The organism is Litorimonas sp. WD9-15, from assembly GCF_050271975.1.
Classification (GTDB): Bacteria; Pseudomonadota; Alphaproteobacteria; order Caulobacterales; family Maricaulaceae; genus Litorimonas.
On sequence record NZ_CP189850.1, the window covers coordinates 1,582,062 to 1,607,418 of the forward strand.

At 51.6% G+C, this 25,357-nt stretch carries 25 protein-coding genes and 1 tRNA gene; 19 read left to right on the forward strand and 7 right to left on the reverse strand.

What is annotated here, in order from left to right; genetic code table 11:
* Window positions 1-11: 11 nt before the first annotated feature.
* Complete coding sequence (locus ACP9M6_RS07295) at window positions 12-653, reverse strand: hypothetical protein (RefSeq protein ID WP_427449822.1); 642 nt, start codon at window positions 651-653, stop codon at window positions 12-14.
* A gap of 53 nt (window positions 654-706) precedes the next feature.
* Between ACP9M6_RS07295 and ACP9M6_RS07300 the strand changes: the two genes are divergently transcribed.
* The 7 genes from ACP9M6_RS07300 to ACP9M6_RS07330 all read left to right on the forward strand — a co-directional run bounded on the left by ACP9M6_RS07300 (window position 707) and on the right by ACP9M6_RS07330 (window position 6,346).
* Complete coding sequence (locus ACP9M6_RS07300) at window positions 707-985, forward strand: metal-sensitive transcriptional regulator (RefSeq protein ID WP_427449824.1); 279 nt, start codon at window positions 707-709, stop codon at window positions 983-985.
* A 101-nt stretch (window positions 986-1,086) separates the two neighbouring features.
* Entirely contained in the window at window positions 1,087-1,572 is a 486-nt protein-coding gene (locus tag ACP9M6_RS07305) for a hypothetical protein (protein WP_427449826.1), read from the forward strand.
* Between the two features lie 213 nt (window positions 1,573-1,785).
* The gene (locus ACP9M6_RS07310; protein WP_427449827.1) at window positions 1,786-3,465 is read left to right on the forward strand and encodes an alpha/beta fold hydrolase; all 1,680 of its coding nucleotides are present in this window, start codon (window positions 1,786-1,788) and stop codon (window positions 3,463-3,465) included.
* Window positions 3,466-3,627: 162 nt separating this feature from the next.
* Window positions 3,628-4,569: an alpha/beta fold hydrolase gene (locus ACP9M6_RS07315; protein ID WP_427449829.1), complete on the forward strand. Its 942-nt coding sequence runs from the start codon at window positions 3,628-3,630 to the stop codon at window positions 4,567-4,569.
* Between the two features lie 3 nt (window positions 4,570-4,572).
* Window positions 4,573-5,031: a phasin-related domain-containing protein gene (locus tag ACP9M6_RS07320; protein WP_427449830.1), complete on the forward strand. Its 459-nt coding sequence runs from the start codon at window positions 4,573-4,575 to the stop codon at window positions 5,029-5,031.
* A complete protein-coding gene (locus tag ACP9M6_RS07325) occupies window positions 5,032-5,673 on the forward strand; it encodes a TetR/AcrR family transcriptional regulator (RefSeq protein WP_427449831.1) in 642 nt (213 codons plus the stop codon).
* A gap of 109 nt (window positions 5,674-5,782) precedes the next feature.
* A complete protein-coding gene (locus tag ACP9M6_RS07330) occupies window positions 5,783-6,346 on the forward strand; it encodes a hypothetical protein (protein ID WP_427449832.1) in 564 nt (187 codons plus the stop codon).
* Between the two features lie 41 nt (window positions 6,347-6,387).
* On the opposite strand, the gene ACP9M6_RS07335 is transcribed toward ACP9M6_RS07330, so the two are convergent.
* Together ACP9M6_RS07335 and ACP9M6_RS07340 are read right to left on the reverse strand one after the other, a co-directional pair.
* Window positions 6,388-7,404: an adenosine deaminase gene (locus tag ACP9M6_RS07335; RefSeq protein WP_427449834.1), complete on the reverse strand. Its 1,017-nt coding sequence runs from the start codon at window positions 7,402-7,404 to the stop codon at window positions 6,388-6,390.
* Between the two features lie 45 nt (window positions 7,405-7,449).
* A complete protein-coding gene (locus ACP9M6_RS07340) occupies window positions 7,450-7,665 on the reverse strand; it encodes a DnaJ domain-containing protein (RefSeq protein ID WP_427449836.1) in 216 nt (71 codons plus the stop codon).
* A 128-nt stretch (window positions 7,666-7,793) separates the two neighbouring features.
* On the opposite strand from ACP9M6_RS07340, the gene pdxH reads away from it, so the two are divergent.
* Together pdxH and ACP9M6_RS07350 are read left to right on the forward strand one after the other, a co-directional pair.
* Entirely contained in the window at window positions 7,794-8,453 is a 660-nt protein-coding gene (gene pdxH, locus ACP9M6_RS07345; RefSeq protein ID WP_427449837.1) for a pyridoxamine 5'-phosphate oxidase, read from the forward strand.
* 30 nt (window positions 8,454-8,483) lie between these two features.
* On the forward strand, window positions 8,484-9,365 hold the full coding sequence (locus tag ACP9M6_RS07350) for a DUF1499 domain-containing protein (RefSeq protein WP_427449839.1): 882 nt from the start codon (window positions 8,484-8,486) through the stop codon (window positions 9,363-9,365).
* A 9-nt stretch (window positions 9,366-9,374) separates the two neighbouring features.
* Here ACP9M6_RS07350 and ACP9M6_RS07355 read toward each other — a convergent pair whose 3' ends face one another.
* Genes ACP9M6_RS07355 through ACP9M6_RS07365 form a run of 3 tightly spaced genes read right to left on the reverse strand, consistent with a single transcriptional unit; the run spans window position 9,375 to window position 11,779 of the window.
* Window positions 9,375-10,283, reverse strand: a complete 909-nt coding sequence (locus ACP9M6_RS07355) for an MBL fold metallo-hydrolase (RefSeq protein ID WP_427449841.1) — start codon at window positions 10,281-10,283, stop codon at window positions 9,375-9,377.
* Complete coding sequence (locus tag ACP9M6_RS07360) at window positions 10,283-11,173, reverse strand: hypothetical protein (protein ID WP_427449842.1); 891 nt, start codon at window positions 11,171-11,173, stop codon at window positions 10,283-10,285. Before ACP9M6_RS07360 ends, ACP9M6_RS07355 begins: the two co-directional genes overlap by 1 nt.
* Before the next feature lie 27 nt (window positions 11,174-11,200).
* Window positions 11,201-11,779: a hypothetical protein gene (locus ACP9M6_RS07365; RefSeq protein ID WP_427449844.1), complete on the reverse strand. Its 579-nt coding sequence runs from the start codon at window positions 11,777-11,779 to the stop codon at window positions 11,201-11,203.
* A gap of 313 nt (window positions 11,780-12,092) precedes the next feature.
* Between ACP9M6_RS07365 and ACP9M6_RS07370 the strand changes: the two genes are divergently transcribed.
* Complete coding sequence (locus ACP9M6_RS07370; RefSeq protein ID WP_427449846.1) at window positions 12,093-15,245, forward strand: TonB-dependent receptor domain-containing protein; 3,153 nt, start codon at window positions 12,093-12,095, stop codon at window positions 15,243-15,245.
* Window positions 15,246-15,972: 727 nt separating this feature from the next.
* On the opposite strand, the gene sppA is transcribed toward ACP9M6_RS07370, so the two are convergent.
* Window positions 15,973-17,733: a signal peptide peptidase SppA gene (sppA, locus tag ACP9M6_RS07375; RefSeq protein WP_427449848.1), complete on the reverse strand. Its 1,761-nt coding sequence runs from the start codon at window positions 17,731-17,733 to the stop codon at window positions 15,973-15,975.
* Between the two features lie 262 nt (window positions 17,734-17,995).
* Between sppA and ACP9M6_RS07380 the strand changes: the two genes are divergently transcribed.
* From ACP9M6_RS07380 to ACP9M6_RS07420, 9 genes are all read left to right on the forward strand, one after another.
* Window positions 17,996-18,069 (forward strand) — tRNA-Gln (locus ACP9M6_RS07380).
* Window positions 18,070-18,354: 285 nt separating this feature from the next.
* Window positions 18,355-19,161, forward strand: coding sequence for a DUF3450 family protein (locus tag ACP9M6_RS07385; RefSeq protein ID WP_427449850.1), 807 nt, complete (start codon window positions 18,355-18,357; stop codon window positions 19,159-19,161).
* 84 nt (window positions 19,162-19,245) lie between these two features.
* On the forward strand, window positions 19,246-20,007 hold the full coding sequence (locus ACP9M6_RS07390) for a DUF3450 domain-containing protein (protein ID WP_427449852.1): 762 nt from the start codon (window positions 19,246-19,248) through the stop codon (window positions 20,005-20,007).
* A gap of 17 nt (window positions 20,008-20,024) precedes the next feature.
* Complete coding sequence (locus tag ACP9M6_RS07395) at window positions 20,025-21,425, forward strand: MotA/TolQ/ExbB proton channel family protein (protein ID WP_427449854.1); 1,401 nt, start codon at window positions 20,025-20,027, stop codon at window positions 21,423-21,425.
* A 34-nt stretch (window positions 21,426-21,459) separates the two neighbouring features.
* Entirely contained in the window at window positions 21,460-21,993 is a 534-nt protein-coding gene (locus ACP9M6_RS07400; RefSeq protein ID WP_427449856.1) for a MotA/TolQ/ExbB proton channel family protein, read from the forward strand.
* Window positions 21,994-22,013: 20 nt separating this feature from the next.
* Complete coding sequence (locus tag ACP9M6_RS07405) at window positions 22,014-22,430, forward strand: ExbD/TolR family protein (protein WP_427449858.1); 417 nt, start codon at window positions 22,014-22,016, stop codon at window positions 22,428-22,430.
* A gap of 136 nt (window positions 22,431-22,566) precedes the next feature.
* Window positions 22,567-22,962, forward strand: coding sequence for an ExbD/TolR family protein (locus ACP9M6_RS07410; protein WP_427449860.1), 396 nt, complete (start codon window positions 22,567-22,569; stop codon window positions 22,960-22,962).
* 13 nt (window positions 22,963-22,975) lie between these two features.
* A complete protein-coding gene (locus ACP9M6_RS07415; RefSeq protein ID WP_427449862.1) occupies window positions 22,976-23,626 on the forward strand; it encodes an energy transducer TonB in 651 nt (216 codons plus the stop codon).
* Between the two features lie 181 nt (window positions 23,627-23,807).
* On the forward strand, window positions 23,808-25,328 hold the full coding sequence (locus tag ACP9M6_RS07420; RefSeq protein WP_427449864.1) for a hypothetical protein: 1,521 nt from the start codon (window positions 23,808-23,810) through the stop codon (window positions 25,326-25,328).
* Window positions 25,329-25,357: the final 29 nt, after the last annotated feature.

Genomic DNA, 25,357 nt, shown 5'->3' on the forward strand with positions numbered 1-25,357 from the left:
GTTTGTCTCCTTTAGAAGCGATATTGAAAATTCAGTAGCGGTTGGTCGTCCGTGACGCTCCAGCCCGCTTCGAACAGGGCCGAGCCGTAGAAGAAACGGACGAGGGGTGTGACGCCGATGGGTTCTTTATCATCCGGGCGGTTATCCACTTCCAGCATGAACCAGGTGTGAAGGTCGCCCGTATCGCCCGCATAAGGCGCGAATCCGACCCGCGCGGCTTGCATGACCGATTTGTCGAGGTCGCCGAAATCGCGCGCTGCGGCGCGGTAGGACACGAAAAGGCGTCGTGTCTCCCAATCCGCCATCACGCCGATCTGTCCGCCCGCTTGATCCCCGCCCGTATTATCATCAATGTCTTGCGCCAATCCCGCCGCACCCCAAAAATAGAGATTGGCCTGATGATCCTCACCAAACCAGCGTTTGGCCAGCCATGTGCCCTGAACACCGGTGAAAAGGATGTCCTCGCGGCGGTCCCATTCCGTTTTGAGGCCCAAGGAATATTTGGCCGAAGGCGAGTAATGGATAAGGGCGGATGTGGATTGTCGGTCTGTTTCCTCTATAAGCGTCCAACCGCCCGCATAGGAGACCGGACGGGCAAAGGCATTACTCGCAAAGGCCAGACTTGTGGCTGTGATAAGGGCTGGCTTTAACATACCCTTGGGGGGTATAGTCTTTCCAATGAATGTGCAAGGATTGGTATCGTGAAATGACAGACAGGACATCCCGACGTGCGGGCATCAGCCAACGGCTTGCACGGATCGAGGGGCAAGTGCGGGGCCTCAGCCGAATGATTGAAGAAGATCGTTACTGTATTGATGTGCTGACGCAGGTCAAAGCCGTGCAGGCCGCGTTGAAAAAAGTCGAGGGTGAATTGCTGTCAGATCATGCCGATCACTGCCTCGCGGTTGCCATTGCCAGTGACAATCAGGATGATCGGGAGCGCAAAGTCGCCGAACTGGTCTCACTTCTTCTGAAAAAATCATGAGACGCAGCAAATTAGGACGCGCTTTCTAATTCCATTCCCTATTTTCCAATCATCGAACAAAGCGGGGTTATCCCGCCCCACTGAAACTAAGGAATATCATCATGTCCACTGCCAAGAAAACTGCGAAAAAAGTCACGAAGAAAACAGCCAAGGTCGCGAAAAAGACTGAAGCGAAAACAACATCCGCTCTGCGTAAGGGTACATTGGCCTATCTCGGTCTCTACGGTGTTGCCGCCGAGCGTGCACGTCTGCGTGCCGAGCAAGTCAAAGGTCTTTACAACAAGACAACTGACGGCCTTTTTGAAGACCTCGTTGCCCGCGGTGAAAAAGTTGAAGAGCTTGCTCTCGACACAGCCAAGACAGCGCAAAAGCGTGCGGTTGAAACCTTTGAGACAACCACGTCCAAAGTGAAATCCATCGTCCCGACAAGCCTGCCATTCGGCGCCAATGACCGCGTTGAAGAGCTGGAAGCTGAAGTCAAAGCGTTGAACAAGAAAATCTCCGCGCTGTCCAAAAAGGCCGCGAAGCCTGCCAAGACAACAGGCATCAACAAAGACATCATGAAAACGGACAAAAAAGCCGCTTAAGTGAATTGAATACTGTCCGGGAGGGTCCACTCTCTCCTCCCTTACAGGTCTATCGTTCTCCCCGTTTGATTTGACCTGAGATCGTCCCGGATTGCCTTCGGCGTCTGCTCCTTGCGAGTAGGCGCCGTTTGTTTTGACCGAACGGTATCCGACTCGACACGGTGCCATCTGTATCTTACTCCATTTGAAAAAATAAATGAGGGAGTGGCGTCTATGCCGGACAAGTCGGAAAAAATTGGTGTGAAAGCGGCTGAAACCACGACCGCAGTCAACGGATTGGTCGGGTTCAGACGGTCCGAGATTATCAAGAGTTTCGGCCTGATGGCGGGATATGCGGCCAAACAGCCCAAGCCCTTCGCCAAACATCTGGTAAAATATGCCTCCGAGATGGTCGATATTGCGCGCGGCACCTCCGATCTGGCCCCGGAAAAACGCGACCGTCGGTTCAAGGATGAAAGCTGGCAGAAAAACCCGCTCTATAAACGCGCGATGCAATCCTGGCTCGCCATGCAGCAGGAATTGAACGGCTGGATTTCAGACTCCCGCATGCATCCGGCGGATCAGGCGCGGGCGAAATTTGTGACAGACCTCATTGTCGATGCCATGGCGCCGACCAATACGCTGCTCGGAAATCCGACGGCGATGAAAATGCTGGTCCACACCAAGGGGCAGAGCCTCGTAAAGGGGTTGCAGAATGCCTATAATGACCTGACGAAAAATGGCGGCATGCCGAGCCAGGTGGACGGACGTCCGTTCAAGGTCGGCGAGAACTTGGCTGTCTCTCCCGGAGCTGTTGTGTTTCAGAACGAAATGCTGGAGGTCATTCAGTACAAACCGCAGACCGATAGCGTTTATAAAACGCCTTTGATGATCATTCCGCCGCAGATCAATAAATTCTACGCGACCGATCTGGCCCCCGATAAATCCATGATCCGTTTCCTGACGAAAATGGGCTATCAGGCCTTTGCCGTCTCTTGGCGGAACCCAACGCGCCAGCACGCCCATTGGGGTTTGGAGCAATATGTCGAGGCCCTGTTCGAGGCCTCTGACGCCGTGCGCAAGATCACGAAGAGCCCGCGCATTAATGTGACCGGGGCCTGTTCCGGCGGCATCACGCTGGCGCTGTTTTTATCAGAACTGGCGGCACGCGGCGATAACCGGATTAATTGCTACACGCTGATGGTCTCCGTGCTGGACGGGAAGAAAGTCGACAGCGATGTCGGTCTCTTCGTCACGGATGCCGGTATTGAACAGGCGCGGAAACATTCCCGCAAGAAAGGCATTCTGGCGGGCGAGGAGCTCGGCCGCGCCTTTGCCTGGATGCGCCCGAATGATCTGATCTGGAATTATGTCGTCAACAACTACCTGCTGGGGCAGGACCCGCCGCCCTTCGACGTGCTCTATTGGAATAATGACACGACGAACCTGCCGGCGCAGCTGCACTCGGATTATCTCGATATTTTCCAGGACCGTCGCTTCCGCAAGGATAAGAACGTCGTCTTCATGGACCACATTGTCGATCTGGAAGCCGTCACGCAGGACGGATTTATGGTTGCGGGGATTACCGATCACATCACGCCGTGGATGGCATGCTATCGCAATATCCGCCTCTTCGGTGGAGAGATCGATTTTGTCCTCTCCAATTCCGGCCATTTGCAGTCGCTGCTCAACCCGCCGGGTAATCCAAAAGCGCAATATTTCACGAATTCTAACCATCCTCCACGCGCCACAAAATGGCTCGAGGCGGCGGAAAGCGTGAATGAGAGTTGGTGGCTGCGGTGGAATGAATGGCTCGCCATTCGGTCGGGTGAGAGAAAACCTGCCCCGAAATCGCTGGGGAACAAGGCATTTCCTCCGCTATCACAGGCGCCAGGCGAATATGTTTTCACGTAAGTATAGCTGATAATTTCACTGTATTTACCTTTGCGAAAGGGTTTCCCCCGACGCATAGAGACTTAAACAGATTGTCGCACCCGGGCTGAATCGGGTGCGGGTTGGGTATGAATACGCAGATATTCCCCCGGCCATCCGGACATTCCGGGGGAAAGACGCATTATGCCACATACGCTCACGGCCATTGACGGCCATGAAGAACCGATTGAAAACCACTCAATCCCAAAAATTTTCTTCTCAAAAGTCGGGAACCAGAAACTCCGTACCGCGATCTGGTCCGGTGTCGATAAGGGGCAGGGTAAGCGCACGCCGCTGCTCTTTTTCAACGGAATTGGCGCAAATCTCGAAATTGCACAGGCTTTTGCCGATACCTTTACGGGCCGCGATATCATCACCTTTGATATGCCGGGTATTGGCGGGTCACCTGATCCAACGGTGCCTTATCGTCCGTGGTGGGTCGCGAAAGCCGCGCGGCAAATCCTGCAGGAAAACGGTTACGAGATGGTCGACGTGCTCGGCGTGAGTTGGGGCGGCGGACCCGCGCAGCAATTTGCGTGGCAGTGTAAAGACATGACTCGACGCCTCGTCCTCTGCGCGACGACAACGGGTGTCACGATGATACCGGGCAATCCGAAAGCGCTGTCCAAGATGGCCTCGCCGAAACGCTATATCGACCGTGATTTCCTGAAGAAGAATTTCGAGACGCTTTACGGTGATGCGGCCGGTAATGCGGGTGAGTTTTCGATCAACATGATGCCGCCTTCCGTGAAGGGCTATCTCTATCAGTTGATGGCGATGATGGGCTATTCGACCCTGCCGTTTATCCGCCGGATCAAGGCGAAGTCTCTCGTGATTATGGGCGATAAGGATCACATTGTTCCCGTCGCGAATGGCAAGTTTTTGAATCTGATGTTACCGCGCTCAAAGCTCCGCGTGATAAAAGGTGCGGGCCACCTGTTCCTTCTGACCCGCCGCGAAGAGACGATTGAAATCATCCGGAACTTCTTCGGCGAATTTGAAGTCGATATCCCGCATAAAGACGCTGTCAAACTACCTTCCGTCGAGGAAAGCTTCATCAACTATCAATCCAGATTTGCGAGTTAAAACATGGCAAAAAGCTCTGATGACAAAGATATGGTCCGCAAAATCTGGCTCGCCGGCATTGGCGCCTATGGTCGGGCTTTTACCGAAGCCAAAGGGGCGGTGGACAGCTTGACCGGGAAGTCGTCCGAGGTGTTTGATGATCTCGTGCAAAAGGGCGAGATGTTGGAAACGGTCGGAAAATATAAATCCAAAGAATTACTCGGCAAGGGCAAATCCGCCGTCGAGGATATTAAACCTGATTTCGAAATTGATGACCGTATCGCGAAAATGCGCGCCCGCCTCTCCGGTATGGGTGAGAGCGGAACCGACAAACTTGCGAAGCGGGTCGATGCGATGGAAGCGAAACTGGACGCGATACTCGCGAAACTCGACGCGCCGGAGAAGAAGGTCGCGAAACGGGCAGCGCCGAAGAAGAAAATGACGACTCAGAAGACCAAAGCTGCTCCAAAAAAGAAAAGCTGATTGGCGACACGCTCCAAAACCAAGGATAAAATCCTCGCCACCGCGCTCGAACTCTTCAACAATGAGGGCGAAGCGCAGGTTTCAGCTGTTGATATCGCCTCCGTCATGGGAATTTCCCCGGGCAATCTCTATTACCATTATAAGGGCAAGGACGAGATTATCGTTGCCCTGTTCGAGGATTTCGATGCCGAAATTCGGCAGGTCCTGACGGCCCCGCTCAAGGACCCGCTCGCGATCGCGGATAATTGGGTCTATCTCTATATTATCTTTGAGGAAATCTTCGATTTCCGCTTTTTCTACCGCAATCAAGGGGAATTGTTACAGCGTATCCCCGAATTGCGCGGCCCGTTTTCCCGTATCCTTGCCCTTAAAGAACGCACCGCTTTTTCGCTGCTCTCGACGCTAGACGATAGCGGGCATTTGGAATTTGACGAGGGAGAGAAGGGCGCGTTGGCGGGCCGCCTCGCGCAGCATTTTACATTCTGGCTCCAATATCACGATTTGCGATATGGCACGGCGCCGGAAAAACGCCTGATCGACCAAGGCGTCTTCATGACCCTCATCCAGATCACGCCCTATTGGCATCACGGCGAGGGCTATGCCGAACTCCTAAGCGAATTTGCTAACGGAAAAATCGATTAAACTCCTGCTTGTCGTCGCGGCGTGCCGTATGCGTTCACCCCCTCATATGCGTTACAGACAGACAGAGCCGGATCTGTATCGTTCTCATATCAATAATGAGGGGACTATCATGATTTATAAGACACTCGCCGCGACGGCCGCAATTTCATTTGCTTTGTCTTCCAATGCTTTTTCACAAGATAAAGTGCAGCCGGTTACGACAGAAACGGATCAGTCAACTCTACCTGTGACGAAAAAGATTCAACCGATCGCGGGTGAATCTCAGGATAAAATGATGGGGTCCGGCGGCGAAGATCGTCTGACAGAGAATGTATCAATCGCAGCGCCGGGCAGCGGAGCGGGCAAAGCTAACTTCCAAGACCTTTCCTTAGCGCAAGAGGCGACGGGTTTGAAATTGGGACCGATCAAGGGCGAAAGCCAAGACAAAGCCATGGTTGATGGCGGTGAAGACCGCTTGACAGAGAATGTTGTGCTGGGCGTGAAAGCCGACAGCCCGAAGATCGGCGATGTTCAAGGCGAGTCTCAAAGAAAACCAGATGAAGGGCCAGCCTGTGTGACAGAGGACGGAGCCCTCGATGCGGATTGTAATGGCGTCGCTGATGACACAAAAGACACAAGGTTTGACCGCCGGGATATCCGCAAAAGGCCAGAGCCCAGACAGCAACGTCGCTAGGCTTTAAACTATTGAATACTGGTCCTCCAATTGACGCTATGTCAGTTGGAGGCGCTTATGTTTTTAGAGAGTTCACTTAACAGAAGCTCCTTCCGCTCAGGGCTCAGATAAGCCCCCTCAAATCCGTTTCGCACGAGTGTCACAATGTCGTCTTTCGACAGGTTCAGCGCGTCTGCCGTGCGGATGTAATTATCATTCAGATAGCCGCCGAAATAGGACGGATCATCCGAATTCACGGTCGCCTTGATACCCGCATCAAGCATCACTTTCAGCGGATGATTTTTCAAATCATCGACCACGCAGAGTTTAAGGTTCGAGAGCGGGCAGACCGTGAGGTACATTTCTTCCTCGACCAAACGTTGAACCAGCACGTCATCTTCCAGTGATCGGTTGCCGTGATCAATGCGGTCAATGTCGAGAATATCGAGCGCTTCATAGACATATTCAGGCGGGCCTTCCTCGCCTGCATGGGCGAAAAGTTTCAAGCCGAGTTCCCGCGACTTCGCAAAGACACGCGCGAATTTGGACGGCGGATGTCCCATCTCTGACGAGTCTAAGCCCACACCGAGGATTCGATCATAATAGGGTTCGGCTTCGGCCAGCGTCGCAAAAGCATCCTCCTCCGATAGATGCCGAAGGAAGGACAGGATGAGATGCGAGGATATCCCGAAATCTGCTTCGCCTTGATCTAACCCGTCCAGAATGCCCTCGATCACATCCGCAAAGGCAATGCCGCGTTCCGTGTGCCCTTGTGGGTCGAAGAAAATCTCTACATGGCGGCAATTATCCGCATGAACACGTTTGAGATAGGCATAGGTGAGGTCAAAGAAATCCTGCTTAGTCTGTAAAACCGACATGCCTGCATAATAGAGATCTAAAAACTCTTGAAGGTTATTGAAATCATAGGCGGCGCGGATTTCCGCCACATCCGCATAGGGTAGGGTGACGCCGTTACGCTGCGCCATCTCAAACATCTGTTCCGGCTCAAGGCTGCCTTCAATGTGGAGGTGAAGTTCCGCCTTGGGCAGGGATTGGATAAAAGAATTCAGATTTGACATCTTTCCGTCATAGCAAATCGAACTCTTTTAAAAAGAGCTTATGTCCTAAAACGCGCGCGCACCCGCTCGGACGCGGATCGCTTGCGGCGCAGGCGGGATGAGCGTTTCAAACGCGGATTTTGCCTGCAGGAATGCCGTGACATTGCCGTAGGGGCTGTCGGGGTGGAAGAACTTGGCCTTTTTGCGCCATGCGGAGCGGATATCGGCTTCGCGGGCAGACATGGAAAGACCGAGAGTGAGGAGGGCGTTCTGGCGCGTCATTTTTCTATCCCTTATCACGATGCTAATATTCGTGCTTAATTTTCTCTTATGAAGCAGATAGACTCTTAACACCGTCCAAAGAGCTATGGTTAATTTTCCATTTTCCGCGCCAAATTGAAAAGAAGTCTATGTCTGACACCGTCATCCCCCCCACACCGACCCGGGACGAATATCTGGATAATGGCCCGCGAAAAATGGGCTGGCTGGAGGCGGATGAACCGATAAGCCTGTTTGAGAAATGGCTCGGAAAAGCGGGCGAGACAGAGCTCAATGACTCCAATGCGATGAGTGTCGCCACCGTCGATGCGCAAGGGGTGCCGGATGTGCGCATCCTGTTGCTCAAGGGGCTCAGCGAGGCAGGATTTGTTTTTTACACAAATAGTGAGAGCGCCAAGGGCGAGCAGTTGCAGGCCGCCGGGCAGGCGGCGCTCTGCTTTCACTGGAAGAGCTGGAAGCGGCAAGTGCGCGTGCGCGGCCGTGTTGAGAAAGTCTCTGATGCGGAGTCTGATGCCTATTTCGCGGAACGCGCGCGCGGCTCCCGCATCGGGGCGTGGGCGTCAGACCAATCCCGCCCCGTCGGCTCCCGCGAGGAGATCGTGGATGCGGTTCAAGCGGTCGAAGCCGAATATGAGGGCAGAGAGGTCCCGCGCCCGCCCCATTGGTATGGCTGGCGTGTTGTGCCTGACGCGATTGAGTTCTGGCAGGACGGCGCGTTCCGTCTGCATGACAGAATTGTTTTTTCACGCGCGACGGATGGTGGCTGGACCCGCACCCGTCTTTACCCTTAAGACACCCTCACGCTGAGCATAGGACCTCCCATGGCTGACCTGACACCGCCCCCCGCAAATGATCATTCCGACGATATAGCGATTCATCCCAAACATAGCGGTGACAAGCGACGGAAATTGCGGCGCTGGGTGAACCGGATCACGCTGGCGCTGCTCATCCTTTCGCCGCTCATTTTCATCATCGCCGCCGTCGGATATAAACTTGGTTTATTCGATCTGGGTGTAGCCTTTGGTATGCTTAACCAGAAAATTGGGCCATTGGTGGTTTTAATTTGCGGAGCGTTTGGCCTCATCAGCGTCGTGCTCGCTTTTATCGTCAAACCTCGCAAAGGTCTGATCGTCGGCATATTGGCTGTTCTCATCCCACTTGTCGCGATCGGGAAGTTAAAGGCGACGGAAAAAGCAGTCTATGTGAAACTGCCCTTCATTCATGATGTCACCACGGACACGCAGGACCCGCCTGTCTTTGGTTCGGTCGTCATGGCGGAACGCGCCAAAGTTAAAGGTGTTAACACGGCGGATTATATCGGCAAAAAAGCGCCGAAATTCAACGCGCAGAAAGAGAAGACCGGCGAAGGCCTCGTCTCCGCTATGCAGACAAAAGCCTTTCCCGATATTCGTCCACTTGTAATCGATTCCTCCAAGGATGTGGTCTTCGGCGAAGCCTTAGCGACGGCGAAAGCCATGGGTTGGAAGATCAAGGAACAAGATCCCGCGACGGGACGCATTGATGCGACGGATACGACATTCTGGTACGGTTTTCAGGACGACGTGACCATCCGTCTTCGCGATGCAAAGGGCGGCGGGACTGTTGTCGATGTCCGCTCATTGTCCCGCATCGGTGGGTCTGATCTCGGTAAAAACGCTGAACGCGTCGGTGAGTTTTTAGAGCGTATGGGTCAGACAGGTTAAGTCTGTAACCTAGCGCGTGACGGGCGTCAGCGTGTAAGTCTGGCGCAGACCATCATGTCCATCCGCCAAGACGCGACCTGTTTCGCGCAAGTGAATCATATGCGACAACACACTATGCGCCGCCGCCGGGTGCAGGCGTTTATCGACATCGACATAGAGTTTCGCGACAATATCACCTATGGTTTCGAGCCCCGCTTCCAATGCTGCCAAAATCTGGGCCTCCCGCTTTGAACGGTGGTCAATATAGGCCTGCACGAAAGGGCGAACATCTGTAATTTCCGGCCCATGCGTGGGGCGGATGACGTCAAAGTCACGGATCAGAACTTCATTCAGACTATTTAGATAGTCACCCATATGTCCGTCCGGTGGTGAGACGACGGAGGTTGACCAGCCCATAATATGATCGCCCGAGAAAAGCGTGTTTTCCTCTTGCAGGGCATAGCAGAGATGATTGGATGTATGGCCGGGCGTGTGCAGCGCTTCCATCGTCCAGCCGTCACCCTCAATCACGTGGCCATCACGGATTTCGACATCGGGTTTGAAAGACAAGTCATCGCCGGCTTCTAGCCGCACTTCGCCGCCCTGTGGGGGCTTGGGCTGGACGCCAAAGCCGTAAACTTGGCAGCCATACTCGCTTGCCAGCGGTTTGGCCATGGGGCTGTGGTCGATATGGTGATGCGTGACGAGAACATGCGTGACGGTTCGGCCTGCGAGGGCTTTTTTCAACGCGGCCTTGTGGTTTTCGGTCTCAGGCCCCGGGTCAATCACGCAAACATTTTTGTTTCCGATAATATAAACGCCAGTCCCCGTATAGGTGAACGGCCCGGGATTATCGGCAATCACACGTTGGACCATTGGGCTGACCTGTGTGGCCACGCCATAGTCGAAATCAAAGGTTCTGACGAAAGGGATTCCCATTATAGGCGACTCTCTACCCCGTCCCGCAGGGCAAGGCCAAGTGTTTTAACGGCAGATAACTTTTCTTTGAGGGGCAGGGCCAACGGCGGGCCCATATCCGTCTTGTTTACATCCACGATATAAAGACGTCCATCCGCAGCATCACGCAGAATATCCAATCCACCCCAGTCGAGGCCCATAGCGGCGCAAAACGTACTAATTTGTTCAATTTCTTCATTACTGAAACAGGTGTCCGCTGTTGTAATCCGCACCCGCGTGTTCAGGTTCGCAAAGCGCTGGTCGATGGGGCGCTCCTTTAAAAAGACCAGGGGGATTTCCCCAAACACGGTCGGGCAACGATAATCGAGGACCGTCCCGCCCTGCGTCCGGTTGTCGATGAGGCGTTGATAGACGCGTCCGGCAGCGGCAGGTTTTGGCCGCGTCTCAATCGTCGCATCATGCACGCCGTTCTCTTCTCCTTTTTCGAGATAGGGTCCGCTCGCCGTTTCGGGGTCGGTTGCAAGGTCATAGCCAAAAATGGCTTCAAAGGTTTTGGCGACATGTGATTTGGAAATATCCGTGCAGGCGCCATTAATATGCAGGCTGTCATCCAAACTCAGCTGATCTGTGACTGTCTGGTCTGAGAAATGAAGGACAACAGAGCCTTCCGCCTCATGCCGCAATCCGCCCTGACGTAGAGCGCCCCAGATCAGATACCAGGGGCGGGGCTTGATTTGCGCAAAGCTAAGACCGGATAAGCGCGCCGCTTTTGGACGCAAAGCTTCAGCAATGATATAAAGCCCCCCACGCCACACATCCAAGATCAGGCCGCGCGAAAAACGAATCTCCGCCCCCGTTTCGCGCACCCGCACGCCGCGCCAGGACCAATCAAAATCTGAAAATACGGACATGAGAATGCGCTATGGTTTTCTCAAATCCTAACGGACGCGCTTGACTTTTATTTCACGGCCTTTGCCATCAAATTGAAGAGAGTAACTCCCCAAAGCCCCCGTTTTGATTTCTGCGATAAGCGGGCGCTTGTCTGAAACTTTAGGGGGTCTGCGTGTCACCGAGCCGACCTGCTCCCAGACTTGTCCGTTCTTGAGGTAAACCCGTAATTTTTTATACCCAAATGTATCAATTCTTGAAACCTGTTGCGAGATTGAGGTGATCTCCGGGACTTTAACTTTCGCAACTTTTTCGTCTTTCTGAGCGATGATGACGGGCCTTACCAGATCATCCTTTTTCTGAGCGGTTTTATCTCCGAAGTTTTTCTCAGCTTGCTCTATTTTGGAGGCCGGGCTTTCGACACTTTCCACTTTTGGCGGATTTGAAATGGATGATGTGGGGAAGAGTGCGTCATAACACTGTAATCTCTGTGCGGGATCTGGTGTGGCTTGACAGGCCTCAATGCCCGCCATTTGCGCCGTCGCCGTTGAGGTGAACATGAAGGAGAGTGCGGTTACGCAGGCCGATAAAGTCAGGATACGGTTGGATTTACTTTTAAGTCTATACATATTCGGTTCCCCACAGATTTAAGGCGGTGCCGGCGGCGTTTGTGTCCAACGTCATGCTTAAGTCACTGTGGGAAGGTTTTACAATGAAAATTCTCGTGACCGCGACGGGTCAAGACCAGAGGATATCCGTGCTGTTGCTATCATTTCGTTCAAAAGTGGTAAATTTGCAACAAAGAGCCCAAAAAACTCACGAACACTGTTTTTTTTCTAACAATTTCGTCAGGTTGCCCTTGAATGCATTAAATTTATGACATCTAACAGCACCAACGAGGCAAAAAAGCCACGATGTTCTAGGAAGGGTTTAACAATGAACATGCGAGAGAAATCAAAACTACTACAAAGTTCAATTCTATCTACCGTATTATTCGGCGCTGCATTTGCAGCAAATGCACAAGACGCGGATCCAATACTAGATGATGATGTCATTGAAATTGAGCAGGCCGAAGATACGGCTTTGGAAGCTGATGATGACCTTATGGTTGTCACGGGTTCGCGTCTGCGTCGGAGCGAGTTCACGTCAGCCTCACCGCTTCAGGTTATTGATGGCGAATTTGCCCGTGACCTTGGCCTCGTCGATGCTTCTGATCTTCTCGGTCAAACAACCGTTGTTCAGGGTCAGCAAATTACGACCGGTTTGTCCACATCAGCTGGTAACCTTTCTGAAAGCGGTCCGGGTTCCGCGACGGCTTCATTGCGCGGACTGAACCCAGGCCGTACACTTGTTCTTGTGAATGGTCGTCGTCTTGCACCTGCGGGTGTTCGCGGTGCACCATCCGCGCCTGACCTCAACTTGATCCCCGGCTCCTTGATTGAGCGCGTTGACGTTCTCCTTGACGGTGCGTCAGCCGTTTATGGTTCCGATGCGGTTGCGGGTGTTGTTAACTATGAACTTAGAAGAGAGTTCGAAGGTCTTCAGCTTGATGCTTTCGCGACTGTCCCTGAACTCCCTGGAAATGCCGGACATCAGGAAGTGTTCTCTGCAACAACCGGTGTTTCGAACGATAAAGGCTTCTTGACACTTGCGATTGAGCATAGTCGTCAGGCTGGATATGCCGAAAGTGCATTGTCAGATTTCTACTCTCCCTATGGCGGTGGGTGCCGGAGTGCTGTTACGCTTGGTGCCAGTGGTACAGTTTACAATCCGGATCTGTGTACGGGTTCATTCGGTGCCGGCGCGGTCAGTGGCTCACCATTTGGTTTCCTCGCATATCAAGAAGGTGCGAATGAAGATGGAATTCCAGAAAACTTTGTTCCTATTGGCATTACGGGGACTCTGATTCAGCCCGACGATGTTAACGGTCAACGTCTTCTTCTTTTCCCTGAAGAATTGAATGCAGCATTTGCGCCTGATTTCCAGCGGACATCACTTTACACAATCGGTGAGTATGACACCGGCCTTTACGGTGGTATGACCGCTTACTTTGAAGCGTCATATGCCAGCCGTGAAACGCGGACGGATACATCCGGTCAAGGCAGTATTCCTTTGCTTGATGAATACGTCTTTAGCCCGTTCGCTGGCTCTGGTGCACAGCCTACGCTTTTCTTCAATAACCGTTTCCAGAACGACACAAATGTTGCGCAAACCCGCGTCATTGGTGGACTGAAAGGGGATCTTCCATTCCTTGAGAATATTGGTCTGAAGAACTGGGGGTATGATGCATATTGGAGCTATTCACGTTCCAGTGGTCAAGACAGTGTTTCCGGTGTGCCATTCTTCCCACGTTTGGAGCAGACTCTGGCAAATACACGTATTGATGAAGCGACAGGCGAAGCCGTTTGTGATCCACGGTCTATACCGGGTGTTGGGCAGACAGTCGAATGTCGCCCACTCAACTTTTTGGATCCAACATTCATCTTTACAGGCCGTTTTGATAACGAGGAAGATAATGCTTATCTCTTCCCGAATCGCCTAACAGATACAATTGTCAAGCAGTCTACTATTTCCGGATATATGTCTGGTGACTTGTTCGAAATTCCATTCGGCGGAACAGTTATTGCTGGTTTTGGTGGCGAATATCGCGAAGATCAAATTGAGACCAGAACATCTCTCGCGGGAGATTTTCAGGGTTTCTTCAACGATCCGGGCTCAAACGGCACACGTGACCTGACAGAGTTTTTTGGTGAGCTCGAAATTCCGCTTATCAAAGACAAGCCGGGCATCGAAGAGCTGACATTAAACTTGGCAGGTCGTTATACGGATGAGTCAAACTTTGGTTCTGCTGAAACTTACAGCGTCAAAGGTCAGTATTCTCCGACTGATTGGCTAAGCTTTGCTGCAACTTACGGAACATCTTTCCGTGCGCCAAACTTGGGCGAGCAATTCGGCGGGAGTGTGACTGGTTTCGCAAACCCGAATGACCCTTGTCGGACGCCTGGCATTACGGTTCCATTCACGGATTTCGATAATGATCCAAATACGCCGGACACACGAAATTATGACCCGACTTTGGAAAACCGCTCTCAAATCGTTCTTGATAACTGTTTGAATGGTGGTGGACCGTTCGGCATTCCTGCGACAAACCCATTCAATTTGGGTATTCGTGGCCTTGGCGGTACGAACCCGGTCTTCTTTGGTGCGCCAACACGTGTTGCTAGTGGTTCAAACCCAGAATTGGATCCCGAAACGTCGTCTGCTCTCTCTATTGGTGCGACAATTGATCAGCCTTGGTTTGATGACTTTGATTTCAAATTGGCTGTAAATTACTTCGAAATCACGATTGAAGATGAAGTTAACTCTCTTACAGCTGCTACGATTGTAAACCGATGCTATAATTCACCCGGTTTGACTGATCCTACATGTGAGTTCCTCGTTCGTGATCCTTTGGATCCAAGTGATGACACAACAGGTGAAATTTCATTCGTTTCCGCGCTGAACCAGAACTTGGGTGATCAAGTCGTCGAAGGTATCGATTATAACGCAGAATTCGGATTTGATTTTGAGCTTCCGGGTGTTGATGACGCGTTTGATTACCGTTTGATCGGTCGTGCAACGCAATCTCTAACGCAGACGATTGAGCAATTTACCGTTGATGGAACCGACCTAAATGATCAGCTTAACGAGTATGGTAACCCTGAGTGGCGTCTGACTCTGACGAACACTTTGAACTGGCGTGATTTCTCATTCCTCTTCCAATCTCGTTTCATTGACAGCCAGATCGAAGATAATGTCGAAGAGAACCGCAATGAGGTCGTCACGACATTCTTCTCGAACTGTTCGCGTGCAGAAGGTCGTGCATCCGGTGGACCGGATGAGGCTTGTCGTCAGCTTGATGATCTCGAAAGCTACTGGAACCACACAGCGTCTTTTGCATTCTCACGTGACTCTTATGTTGTCCGTGTAGGTGTGAACAACCTGTTTGATACGGCTCCGCCTCTGACAACAAATAACGACTTGGGCAACCTCGGCGGTATTGGTTACGATATCGGTGGCCGGACTTACTTCGCGAACGTAACGAAGACTTTCTAAGTCAGTTTGAGTTTTGAATTTCTAAAGCCCCGCTTTGGCGGGGCTTTTTTTATGCGCGACGTCTAGGATATAGTTACCGATTTTGGGCAGGGTCTAAGATCGGTTTTGGCGTCGTAGTAGTAAATAAAACACGCGCTATGGCCCGCTTCACAACCCGGTGTAGGACTTTAAATTTTGCTTTTCATAGCGCCGCTAACGGCGCTCAAGGCATGGCCGTTTAGGAGATTGTAGATCAGAGGGCAGGTTGATGAGACCCGTGTAGAACGACTACATTTCCATAGAACTTACTTGAACTGCCCGGACGGGTTCCTCCGTCGCGCGCCGATGGGCCGGTTTTGTAGACGCTATTAAAGCCGAACAAGACCTTGATCCTCTTGAACAAATTTACTGTCCCTCAGGTCTTTTGCTGAGGTCAATGCTGCTATTCGTCAATGGGTGTGCGTGCTTGAAGAACTTTTGAACACATGCTCAGCCAAGCATGCTGGGGGCATCCATGCACATTGGCCTGAGCGTGGTTTTCATCAGCTGGAGTGCGAGTTTGAAAAAGGCCACGCGCAAACTGTCTTTCACGTATCGAATTAGAAGAAACTGTTCCAAATGCGACAGACCGAGTTTGGATAATTCAATGTAACTTGCGTGAAATGAATGAGAGGCAAGTGACCCGCCTCTCCGGTGTGATGTTTTATTGTGGCCTTAGTTCCTGTAAGCCTAAAGGCGCTGATACGAGTTACTTAATCTCCGGAATATCCGCTGTCATCTCCTGGCCCATGCGCGCTTTGTTGCGCGCGCGGATTGCGGCTTGGACTTCGGGGAGGGCGGTGATTTCGCGCAGCGTTTGTATATCTTGCGTGACTTGCGCACTGCCTTTGAAGAGGTCTTCCAGCTGTTCCTCAAATGTTTTCTGACGCGGGAAGACTTTAATCCGAATATCAGCATCCTCGTCCAGATTTGCTAAACGTTTCGCCGCGTTTAGCGCCGTCATGATGCCGCCCAGTTCATCGACGAGTCCAATCTCTTGGGCTTGTGCACCCGTCCAGACGCGGCCTTTGGCGATCTCCTGCACGCGCTCTAGCGGGATATCGCGCCCATTTGAGACACGTTGTGTGAAATCGTCATAAATATCTTGTAATTGACCACGATAGGCTTCCGATTGCATGTCTGAGAAGGCGGTATCAACGGAATAGGCGCCTGCATATTCACCGCCAACTGTGATACCTTCAACATTATAGCCGACTTTTGCAAATGTATCTTCGAACGCAACCTTGCCGCCATACACCCCGATTGAACCTGTAATGGTCTGAGGCATTGCGACGATATGGTCTGCATGGGCGGAGACATAGTAGCCGCCCGAGGCCGCATATTGTCCCATGGAAATAATGACGGGTTTACCGGCCTCTTTCGCGCGATCTGCGGCAGCAAGAATTTGATCAGATGCGGCCGGGCTGCCTCCGCCTGAGCTCACTCGGAAAACGATAGCTTTGACGCGCTTATCTTTTAAGGCGGCATCAAAGCCACTGGCGACTGTATCGCCTCCAAATGTTGGGGTTGGAGAAAAGAGTGATCCGCCAGAGGATTGACCGGGTAAAATTGCACCCTGTCCGCCAATAAAGGCGATCATATCGCCACTTACATCGACGCCTGGACCGTAATCCGACACGTTTACAAATTTGATCTTATCATTTCCGGATTTCTTGCGGGCATATTCCCGGGCTGTCTCTATGTGACCGAGTTCATCCACCATTCCGGCGGCGAGTGCGTCTTCCGCGCTATGTGGTGCGGTCTGGAGGACAGATGTTATGGCCTCAACACTCATCTCCCGATCCGTTGCGATCTGGGCGACGGCATTGTCAAAAATTGACGTCAGAAAGCTTGTCGTCGACTCACGATGCGCGTCTGTGAAATCTTCCTGTGTATAACTGTTCACGGCATTCTTATATTCGTGGAATTGAAAGAATTCCGGATTGGCGCCCGTCTTTTCCATAACGCCGCCGTAAAATTCAGTTTCTGAATGGAGTCCTGAAACTGCGAAACCCGTTGTATCCTGCATCCAGATTTCATCTGCTGCTGAGACGGCCTGATAAGTGATGAGGGATGTGCTCTCGAATCCCTGCGCATGGGCAATGATAAATTTCCCTGATTCTTTAAAATCAAGCAGGGCAAGACGCAGTTCCTCCGCACTGGCGGGGGCCATGCCGCCACTCTCTGCACGAATGAAAAGGCCTTTGACCGAATCATCCGTTTTCGCGCGATTCAGCGCAAAAACGGTATCAACGATTGAGCCAGGACTGCTGCCAAATAAGTCCGTTCCAGAATTGTGGTCAGTCATCGGGGCGCGTAGATCGAGATTCAATATCTTCTGCGGCTCCTTTTCGCCAATTGAGCCCAATGCGCCGATGATTCCAAATATGATGAAAAGGCCGATGAGAACGATAAAGAATCCAAAAATGCCGGCAATCGTTCCGACCATCGTGATAAAAAATTGGCGCATTATAAGGTGTCCCGTATTATCGGATTGAAATTCGATTATTATTTGTTGTTAAACGATAAAGCTGAAGGAGGGAAGGGGGCGTTTTGACGGAATGACAGTCTATCTGGGACTGAATCTGCGGCGGAACGACGCGTTATGTGGGCTATAAATGAAAGGTGTGACACAAAGTTTGGGGTAGGCCTGATATTTTGCATCAAATGCTGTTGCTATAACGGCAAGCCCGCATTATGAGGCCGCTCACGCCAGATGGTCTGTACGATATTGGGGCGTAGCCAAGCGGTAAGGCATCGGGTTTTGATCCCGTGATCGTTGGTTCGAATCCAGCCGCCCCAACCACGTACACCTTTTCTAACTCTTTGATTTGAAAAGAGATCGGGGCGATGACTTCCGAAAACTGACTTCTAAATGGCTCCGGCTCTGGACAAACTTCTTTAGTTGTGTAACGTTATAACAATTATGACGGCTAAGACTGCGCAAGAATGCAATTAAATAATAAAAAGACGCGTCAACCCCCTTGCACTGACGTCGTCGTAATGATTGATTAATAAAAAGCGTCCGTGTAAGCGGGCAAAAAAAAGGATGTGCCATCAAGTGCACGTCGAAAACCGGAGGACCTGAGTGGTGAGATTTAAAATCGCCCATATAGCACTTTGTGCTGGTTTATTGGCGGGTGCGCAATTGGTGTCCGTGCCGATGGCGACCGCACAAGATGCAGACGCTGCCGCAAACTCCTACGCCGTTCTCTTGGATCGGATCGCAAATAAACAAATTGAGACAGCCCAGCGGCAGGTCATGCTGCAAAGCCAGCAAGACAAAATCGCTCGGCTTGAAGCTCAGATTGAGCAGGTGCCTCAAACGGCTGAAGCTGTTCGCGGTATTGCCGTGAAAATGGCCAATGAGATTGAAAAACAGATTGAGCAAGATCTGCCTTTTAGGCGCGAAGAGCGTTATGCCCGCCTTGGCCAGCTTCTGGGCATGGTGAATGACGAGGATGTTCGCCCATCTGATCTTTATCGTCGTGCGATGGCCGTCATGGATATTGAGGTGAATTACGGAAATTCAGTTTCCGCATATACAGGGGATCACCCTCTCACGCCTGGTCGTCGTCTGGCGGCTTGCCGCGAGGATGTTGCCTCTGCCACTTGTAACCTTTCAACCGATAGCCGGAAAAAATTGGAAGCTGGGGCGACCATAGATGACATCCAGAGCGAAATTAAAGACGGCAATTATGTCCATTTCGGACGCATGTCTTTTATCTATCTGGATCTAGATAGCCGTGAAGGCTTTCGCTGGAACCAAGAAAGCAGTGAGTGGGACAAACTGAGTTCCGGTGACATCATTAATACACGTCGTGCGGTGCGTATTGCGCGTGGTGAAAGTGCCCCGGGTGTCGTGACGGCACCTATTAGAGTTCAGGCCGCGCAATAGCGGTGTAAAAATTCGGGATTGTCCTCACGCTTTGAAGTGATGTCGGGCATTTTCGCAAAACAAAAGCAGACCTGGAAGGAAACCATGTTAAAATCTTCAATCGCCAAGCGCCTGATGCTGGCCGGAATTGCGGCGGGGATGCTCGCCACGCCGGCTTACGCTCAGCTCGATACCGCACTGAGTGTCGCGAAATCCTCTACGGCCGCCGCCGCTGCTTCGCAGCAACGCGTCGAACAGCTCGATGATCAGGCGGATACGGCTATTCGCGAATATCGTGCAGTCTTGCAGCAGAAGGATAATATCGAATTATTCGTGGCGCAGCAGGAAATTTTCAAGGCGTCACAAGAGTCCGAGATCACATCATTGAATAATCAGCTTGGTACTGTTGAGCAGATCAAACAGGGTATGAGCCCGATGATGCTGAAAATGGCGGCAGCTTTGGAAGACAGCATTAAAGATGATCTTCCTTTCAATATCGGTGAGCGTCTGGCGCGCATCGAAAATGTGAAGGCTGTTTTGGGTAATCCCGATGTCTCTCCGGCGGAGCAATATCGTCGCGTATTGAACGCTTATAAAATCGAAGTCACATATGGCATGGGTGTTGATAGTTACGAGGGGGCGCATCCCACGCGCGCTGGTAATGTCGTGAACTTCATCCGCTTTGGCCGAACATCTCTCGTCTATGTCACAAAAGACGAAGCTGAAATTGCACGCTACAATAATGATTCAAAAAGCTGGGATATATTGGAGGGCGCGGACGCGATTCAAATGCGTCAGGCCATTCGTATTGCCAAGGGCGAAGCTGCTCCGGGTCTCATTTACGCCCCCGTCGAAATTCGCGGCTAAGGATAAGGATAATCAACATGAGTGTTAAAATGAAATTTATCTCAAAAGCGACGGCGGCCGTATTCGGCTCCGCTCTCTTGCTCACGGCTGTCCCGGCGAGCGCGCAAATCAACTCCGTTGACGGTCTCCTCAACGATATTCGCCAAAATGCCGCCAAGGTAGAGGCTGAAAATCGTCAGCGTGTCCAAGAGTTCCAAGCCAATGCTAATCAGCAGCAGGCGAAATTAGATCAAGCCCGAAACCAGCTGCGTCAGTTGGAAAATCGTGCGGCGCAGGTTCAGCGGTCCTTCGATGGCAACCGCGTTCGCATTGAGGCGCTCGAAGAACAGCTTCGCGCTGCGCAGGGTGATTTTGGTGAGGTTTTTGGCCTTGCCCGTTCGAAGGCTGCAGAATTTAAGGCTCTTCTCGATAGCTCCTTAATTACATCCGAATATCCAACGCGGACACGCGTTTTGGGTCGTATCGCTGAGTCAAAAGCGCTGCCTTCCGCAGAAGATTTGAACGCGATTTGGGAAACTATGTTGGGTGAAATCAAAGCTCAGCGTCAGGTTTCAACTTATCAGGCCGCTGTTGCCAATATTGATGATGGCGCCGTTCAGGGCGTGACTCGCGTGGGTCCGTTTGCGGTCTTTACGTCTGATAATGCACAATTCCTGAGCTATAGCGCTGCCGGTGTTGAAAGTGGTGAGGATGCTCCGCTCCTCGCCAGATTGCCCAGCCAGCCAGGCGGACAGATTTCGTCAGCGGCTCAAAAGGTTGCCAATGCTGAAGCTGGACAAGTTGTCTATGCGCCACTCGACCCAACACGGGGTGAGTTGCTGAAGTCATTTGAGCGCGTGCCGTCCTTCTATGAGCGTCACTGGGTCCAAGGCGGTAACATTGGTAAATTCATCATTATTATGGCTTTCCTCGGTGTGATCTTTGGTGTCCTGAACTTCCTGCGTCTCTTCCTCGTGAAGATGGCTGTGAATGGTCAGAAGCGTAAAGCGCAGGCGTCCAAGTCGAATCCATTGGGCCGCGTCATGATGGCTTATGATGGTGCACAATCTGACAATGCCGAAGTTGTTGAATTGAAACTTGACGAAGCGATCCTGCGGGAATCTCCTAAATTTGAGTTTGGTCTCAACCTTCTGAAGCTTCTGGCTGGTGTTGCACCGCTTCTCGGTCTCCTCGGTACCGTCACAGGTATGATCCAGACCTTCCAAGCTATGATGATCTACGGAACAGGTGACCCACAATTGATGGCCGGTGGTATCTCCGTCGCTCTCGTGACGACCATGTTGGGTCTCTATGCGGCTATCCCGCTCCTCGTGCTTCACAGCTTCTGTGCCTCCATCGCCCGCTCTATCCAGGGCACGTTGGAAGAGCAGTCTGCCGGTATCGTGGCCCGCCACGTTGAGACACGCGGCGTCGCGTAAGGACCTCTAGGAAAGACAAAGAAAGGCCTACGCCATGCAAAATGTCTTTAACGGTCTCCAGGAGTTCTTGGGGACCGGAGGAAACATCCTCTTTTACATCATGATTTTGACGTTCTTTATGTGGACGTTCATCCTTGAAAGATTTGCTTACTATCTCTTCGCGCATAAACCGCTCAAAGCCCGCCTTAAGGCGGAGTGGGACGCGCGGACGGATAAGACATCCTGGCGGGCACACGCCATCAAGGATGAGTTGATCAGCCAGGTTAAAGAACGCACGGACACGAATGTCGGTATCATCAAGACACTCGTAGCACTGGCTCCCCTGATGGGATTGCTCGGCACGGTGACAGGTATGATCGAGGTGTTCGACGTGATGGCACTGTCCGGATCTTCAAATGCACGTCTAATGGCGGGGGGTGTCTTTAAGGCTACGATCCCGACTATGGCCGGTATGATGGCAGCTCTGTCAGGGCTTTACTTTTCAACTGTCCTGCCGCGGTGGAGTGCACGCGAGACCGCCCGTTTTGCGGATGATCTCGATGTGTCACCCGAAACTGTTGTCTACTAGGCGCGTGAAAGGAAACTGATATGAGACGCTCACGCAAAAATTCAGGTGGAGATGACGCAGACGTCGATATGACGCCGATGCTCGACATCGTGTTTATCATGCTGATCTTCTTCATCGTGACGGCGACATTCTTGGATGAGACAGGTGTTGATCTGACTCAGCCTCCGCCTCCGCCGGATGATCTGGATACACCTCCGCCGGACAATCCTGCGATTACGGTTTACGTCGATAATCGCGACAGTTGCTCCGTCGATGGAGAACGGACGGGCTGTGACCGGGTTTTGCTTCGGGTTGAGAAACTTCTCGCAGATAAGCCGAATGCTGCTGTTATCCTTCGTATGGATGAAGCTGCGAAACATAAAATCTTGATTGAGTTAAAAGACGGCCTCGATTCGGCTGGGTTGAGCTCTAAGATTGAGATTGTTCGCAATAGCTAAGTTTTGGGGCTCCGGCTCCACTGGCGGACGCATCCCGCGTCCGTTTTCTTGTCCCGTCATTGTGTCTTTCACTGGTTTCGAGGGCAAACTGAATTCGGCGCTTGCTAAGGCGCCTCTTTTGTAATAAGGTAACATCATGGCAAGACGCGGACGTACATCCATCCCTGATGAGGATACAGAACTGAACATGACACCCATGTTGGATGTCGTCTTTATTCTTCTCATCTTCTTCATCGTCACATCTGTTTTCGTGAAAACGCCTGGCATAGACCCGTCTGAACCCGAAGCTGTGACAGACGCGGAGTGGAAGCCGACAATTCTCGTGGCGGTGAATGCTCAAAATGAGATTTGGATTGATAAACGTCCTTATGAGATCGGCGAAATCCGTCCGATCATTATGTCTATTCGTGACGAAAGTCCGAAAGCCGATGCCATAATCAAGGCTGACCGCGATGCCGAAGTGGGTATCGTGATGTCAGTACAGGAACTCATGCAGGATCTTGGCATTAACGCCCGGGTCGGCACGGAATAAATAGGAGCCTCTCATGAATAACGCTATTCGTTGGTTCGTCACCATCCCCGTTGCGGCCATTGTGACCGTTGGCTTGTTTCTCGCGATGCGCGCGTTGATTGCGAAAGAATTCCAGCCGCAAGATAAATCTGAGACGGCAAGTTTCGAGATTAACCCGAAGGTCGAGGACGTCAAAGTCATTGAGCGCGAAATCAAAGTTGACAAAATTAAGAAAGTCGACACGCCGCCACCACCGCCGCAAATTGAGCGGGCGCAGGCCGATAAACCAACAGAAAAGATTGCCTCTCTAGAAGGCGCGATTCCTGAATTTGAAGCGCCCAAAATTGATGCGCAAAACTTCAAGATTGCCGTCTCTGACCGCGATGCTCAGCCTCTTGTCCGGATTCCACCGATTTTTCCACCACGCTTTCTGCAGGGTGACAATTCCGGTTTTTGTAAAGTCCGTTTTGACGTAAGCCCAGAAGGTCAACCTTTTAATGTTGAGACGACGCTTTGCACGTCTAATCAATTGAAATCGGCGACCATTAAATCCGTCCAAAAATGGAAGTATAACCCGAAGATCGTTGATGGGCGATCAGTTTCGCGTTCTGGCGTTGAATCAACAATCCGTTTCGATCTCTCGGATGAGCGTGGTCGCACATTGCCAATGCCATCGGGCTTCTAAGACTTACGGTCGAGTTGCTCTTGGAACAGCTCGATTAAGTGTTCCGTCATATCACTGACGTGATTTGAGTAATTAAATAACCGGAATGTGATGTTGATGTTCCATTCCGCCACATTGAAGCCCCTCTGCTTTTGACTAAGTCTAAAGGGCAGGGCGACTTTAGAGACCAAAGGATGACGACATGATCGACACCATTGCTACACAGAAAACAAAGTTTCGCGTGAAAGCTGCCTCCCTATTGGGATCGAGCTTTCTAGCGCTTGCCGTCATTGGGTTTAGTGCGACACTCCCTTCCACGGCCGCATTTGCGCAGGATGCGCCGCCGGAAGAAGGCCGTCAATTTGATGCGAAGTCCGGCGAAGCCGTCAATAATGCTCAAACACTGGCGAGTAATGGTGACAATCTCGGCGCGGTTAATGCGCTCAACCAAGCGCTGACCCTGCCTGATCTCAATCCTTACGAAAAGTCGACCATGTATCAAATGCTCGGTCAGTATAGCTATGAGCTCGACCGTCCGGGTGATGCGCAACGCGCTTTTGAGAACGCCATCAATGCCGGCGGATTATTGCCGAACGAAGTCGACAATATCAAAGTCGTTATTGCTCAGCTCATGATCGGGAATGGTCAATATGTTGAAGGTGCACAACGTCTTGAGAATTATCTGAATTCCGGTGGACAACAAAAGCCGCAATATATCGATCTCTTGGTCAATGCCTGGGTTCAAGCCGAAAATTACCAACGCGCCCTGCCTTGGGCCGAGCGTTGGTTTAACGCTGCCAGCCCGAAAGAGCGCAAGCATTTCGACCTTATGAACTTCCTCTACAATAATCTGGGTATGCAGGGACGTCAGGCGGATATTGTTAAACAGATGATCGGTCGTTGGCCGGAAGATAAGAACCTGTGGGATGCTTGGGCGTCCATGTTGGCCAATGGCGGACGTGAACAGGAAGCTTTTGAAGTCACGAAAATGCTTTATCTCGGCGGTGCGCTGTCGACAGAGCAGGACCTTCTTAAAGTCGTTCAATATTATTCCTTCTATGACATGCCCTATCAGGCGGCTGAGATTCTCGAGCGTGAGATGAACGCTAATCGGATCGCGAAAACGCCAGATAAGCTGAAGCAACTATCCGGCCTGTTCCGTCAAGCCCGCGAATATAAGCGCGCGATTCCAATCCTTGAGGCAGCCGCCAGCCAGTCGGGCGAAGCCAAACTTTATGCGGATTGGGGCGAAGCCCTCTATAATGAGGGTCAATGTGCAGCCTCTGAGAAAGCGTTCACGGAGGCCATTAATCGTGGATATGATGCCGGCAAATCTTGGATGCTGATCGCGAACTGTCGTTATGACACGACGTCGACAATGGAGCGATTAAATTGCGACATGACTCCGGCTCAAATGGCTGAGGCTCCGATTACAAAGGCGCGTCTTAGTGCTGTACAAGCTTTTGAACGTGTACCTGCGACATCCCGTGAGCGTTTGAATGCTCAAAAATGGATGAAGTTTATCGCGGCTGAAAAAAGCGCCGTGGATCGTCGTTGCGAATTCGAAATAGGACTCGAACGCCAGCTTTGCTACGGCAAGATTGAGCAAGCCTATAAAGCTGAATTCCTTATCGGAGAATTCAAGCTCGATGATGCTGAGACCTGTATGCCATATAAGGAAGACTATGATGCGGAATTCCGTGTTGTAACTGTTGAAGAGTAGTCTTTCACTATATCTCGTAAGAAACCCGG

Excerpts from the sequence above, each read along its gene's own strand:
- ACP9M6_RS07390 (WP_427449852.1), top strand. The coding sequence starts at position 19,246 with ATGTTAAAATCTTCAATCGCCAAGCGCCTGATGCTGGCCGGAATTGCG.
- ACP9M6_RS07360 (WP_427449842.1), bottom strand. The coding sequence starts at position 11,173 with ATGTCCGTATTTTCAGATTTTGATTGGTCCTGGCGCGGCGTGCGGGTG.
- ACP9M6_RS07295 (WP_427449822.1), bottom strand. The coding sequence starts at position 653 with ATGTTAAAGCCAGCCCTTATCACAGCCACAAGTCTGGCCTTTGCGAGT.
- ACP9M6_RS07300 (WP_427449824.1), top strand. The coding sequence starts at position 707 with ATGACAGACAGGACATCCCGACGTGCGGGCATCAGCCAACGGCTTGCA.
- ACP9M6_RS07395 (WP_427449854.1), top strand. The coding sequence starts at position 20,025 with ATGAGTGTTAAAATGAAATTTATCTCAAAAGCGACGGCGGCCGTATTC.
- ACP9M6_RS07420 (WP_427449864.1), top strand. The coding sequence starts at position 23,808 with ATGATCGACACCATTGCTACACAGAAAACAAAGTTTCGCGTGAAAGCT.
- ACP9M6_RS07365 (WP_427449844.1), bottom strand. The coding sequence starts at position 11,779 with ATGTATAGACTTAAAAGTAAATCCAACCGTATCCTGACTTTATCGGCC.
- ACP9M6_RS07330 (WP_427449832.1), top strand. The coding sequence starts at position 5,783 with ATGATTTATAAGACACTCGCCGCGACGGCCGCAATTTCATTTGCTTTG.
- ACP9M6_RS07350 (WP_427449839.1), top strand. The coding sequence starts at position 8,484 with ATGGCTGACCTGACACCGCCCCCCGCAAATGATCATTCCGACGATATA.
- ACP9M6_RS07305 (WP_427449826.1), top strand. The coding sequence starts at position 1,087 with ATGTCCACTGCCAAGAAAACTGCGAAAAAAGTCACGAAGAAAACAGCC.
- pdxH (WP_427449837.1), top strand. The coding sequence starts at position 7,794 with ATGTCTGACACCGTCATCCCCCCCACACCGACCCGGGACGAATATCTG.
- ACP9M6_RS07410 (WP_427449860.1), top strand. The coding sequence starts at position 22,567 with ATGGCAAGACGCGGACGTACATCCATCCCTGATGAGGATACAGAACTG.
- sppA (WP_427449848.1), bottom strand. The coding sequence starts at position 17,733 with ATGCGCCAATTTTTTATCACGATGGTCGGAACGATTGCCGGCATTTTT.
- ACP9M6_RS07310 (WP_427449827.1), top strand. The coding sequence starts at position 1,786 with ATGCCGGACAAGTCGGAAAAAATTGGTGTGAAAGCGGCTGAAACCACG.
- ACP9M6_RS07405 (WP_427449858.1), top strand. The coding sequence starts at position 22,014 with ATGAGACGCTCACGCAAAAATTCAGGTGGAGATGACGCAGACGTCGAT.
- ACP9M6_RS07355 (WP_427449841.1), bottom strand. The coding sequence starts at position 10,283 with ATGGGAATCCCTTTCGTCAGAACCTTTGATTTCGACTATGGCGTGGCC.
- ACP9M6_RS07320 (WP_427449830.1), top strand. The coding sequence starts at position 4,573 with ATGGCAAAAAGCTCTGATGACAAAGATATGGTCCGCAAAATCTGGCTC.
- ACP9M6_RS07370 (WP_427449846.1), top strand. The coding sequence starts at position 12,093 with ATGCGAGAGAAATCAAAACTACTACAAAGTTCAATTCTATCTACCGTA.
- ACP9M6_RS07335 (WP_427449834.1), bottom strand. The coding sequence starts at position 7,404 with ATGTCAAATCTGAATTCTTTTATCCAATCCCTGCCCAAGGCGGAACTT.
- ACP9M6_RS07340 (WP_427449836.1), bottom strand. The coding sequence starts at position 7,665 with ATGACGCGCCAGAACGCCCTCCTCACTCTCGGTCTTTCCATGTCTGCC.
- ACP9M6_RS07415 (WP_427449862.1), top strand. The coding sequence starts at position 22,976 with ATGAATAACGCTATTCGTTGGTTCGTCACCATCCCCGTTGCGGCCATT.
- ACP9M6_RS07315 (WP_427449829.1), top strand. The coding sequence starts at position 3,628 with ATGCCACATACGCTCACGGCCATTGACGGCCATGAAGAACCGATTGAA.
- ACP9M6_RS07400 (WP_427449856.1), top strand. The coding sequence starts at position 21,460 with ATGCAAAATGTCTTTAACGGTCTCCAGGAGTTCTTGGGGACCGGAGGA.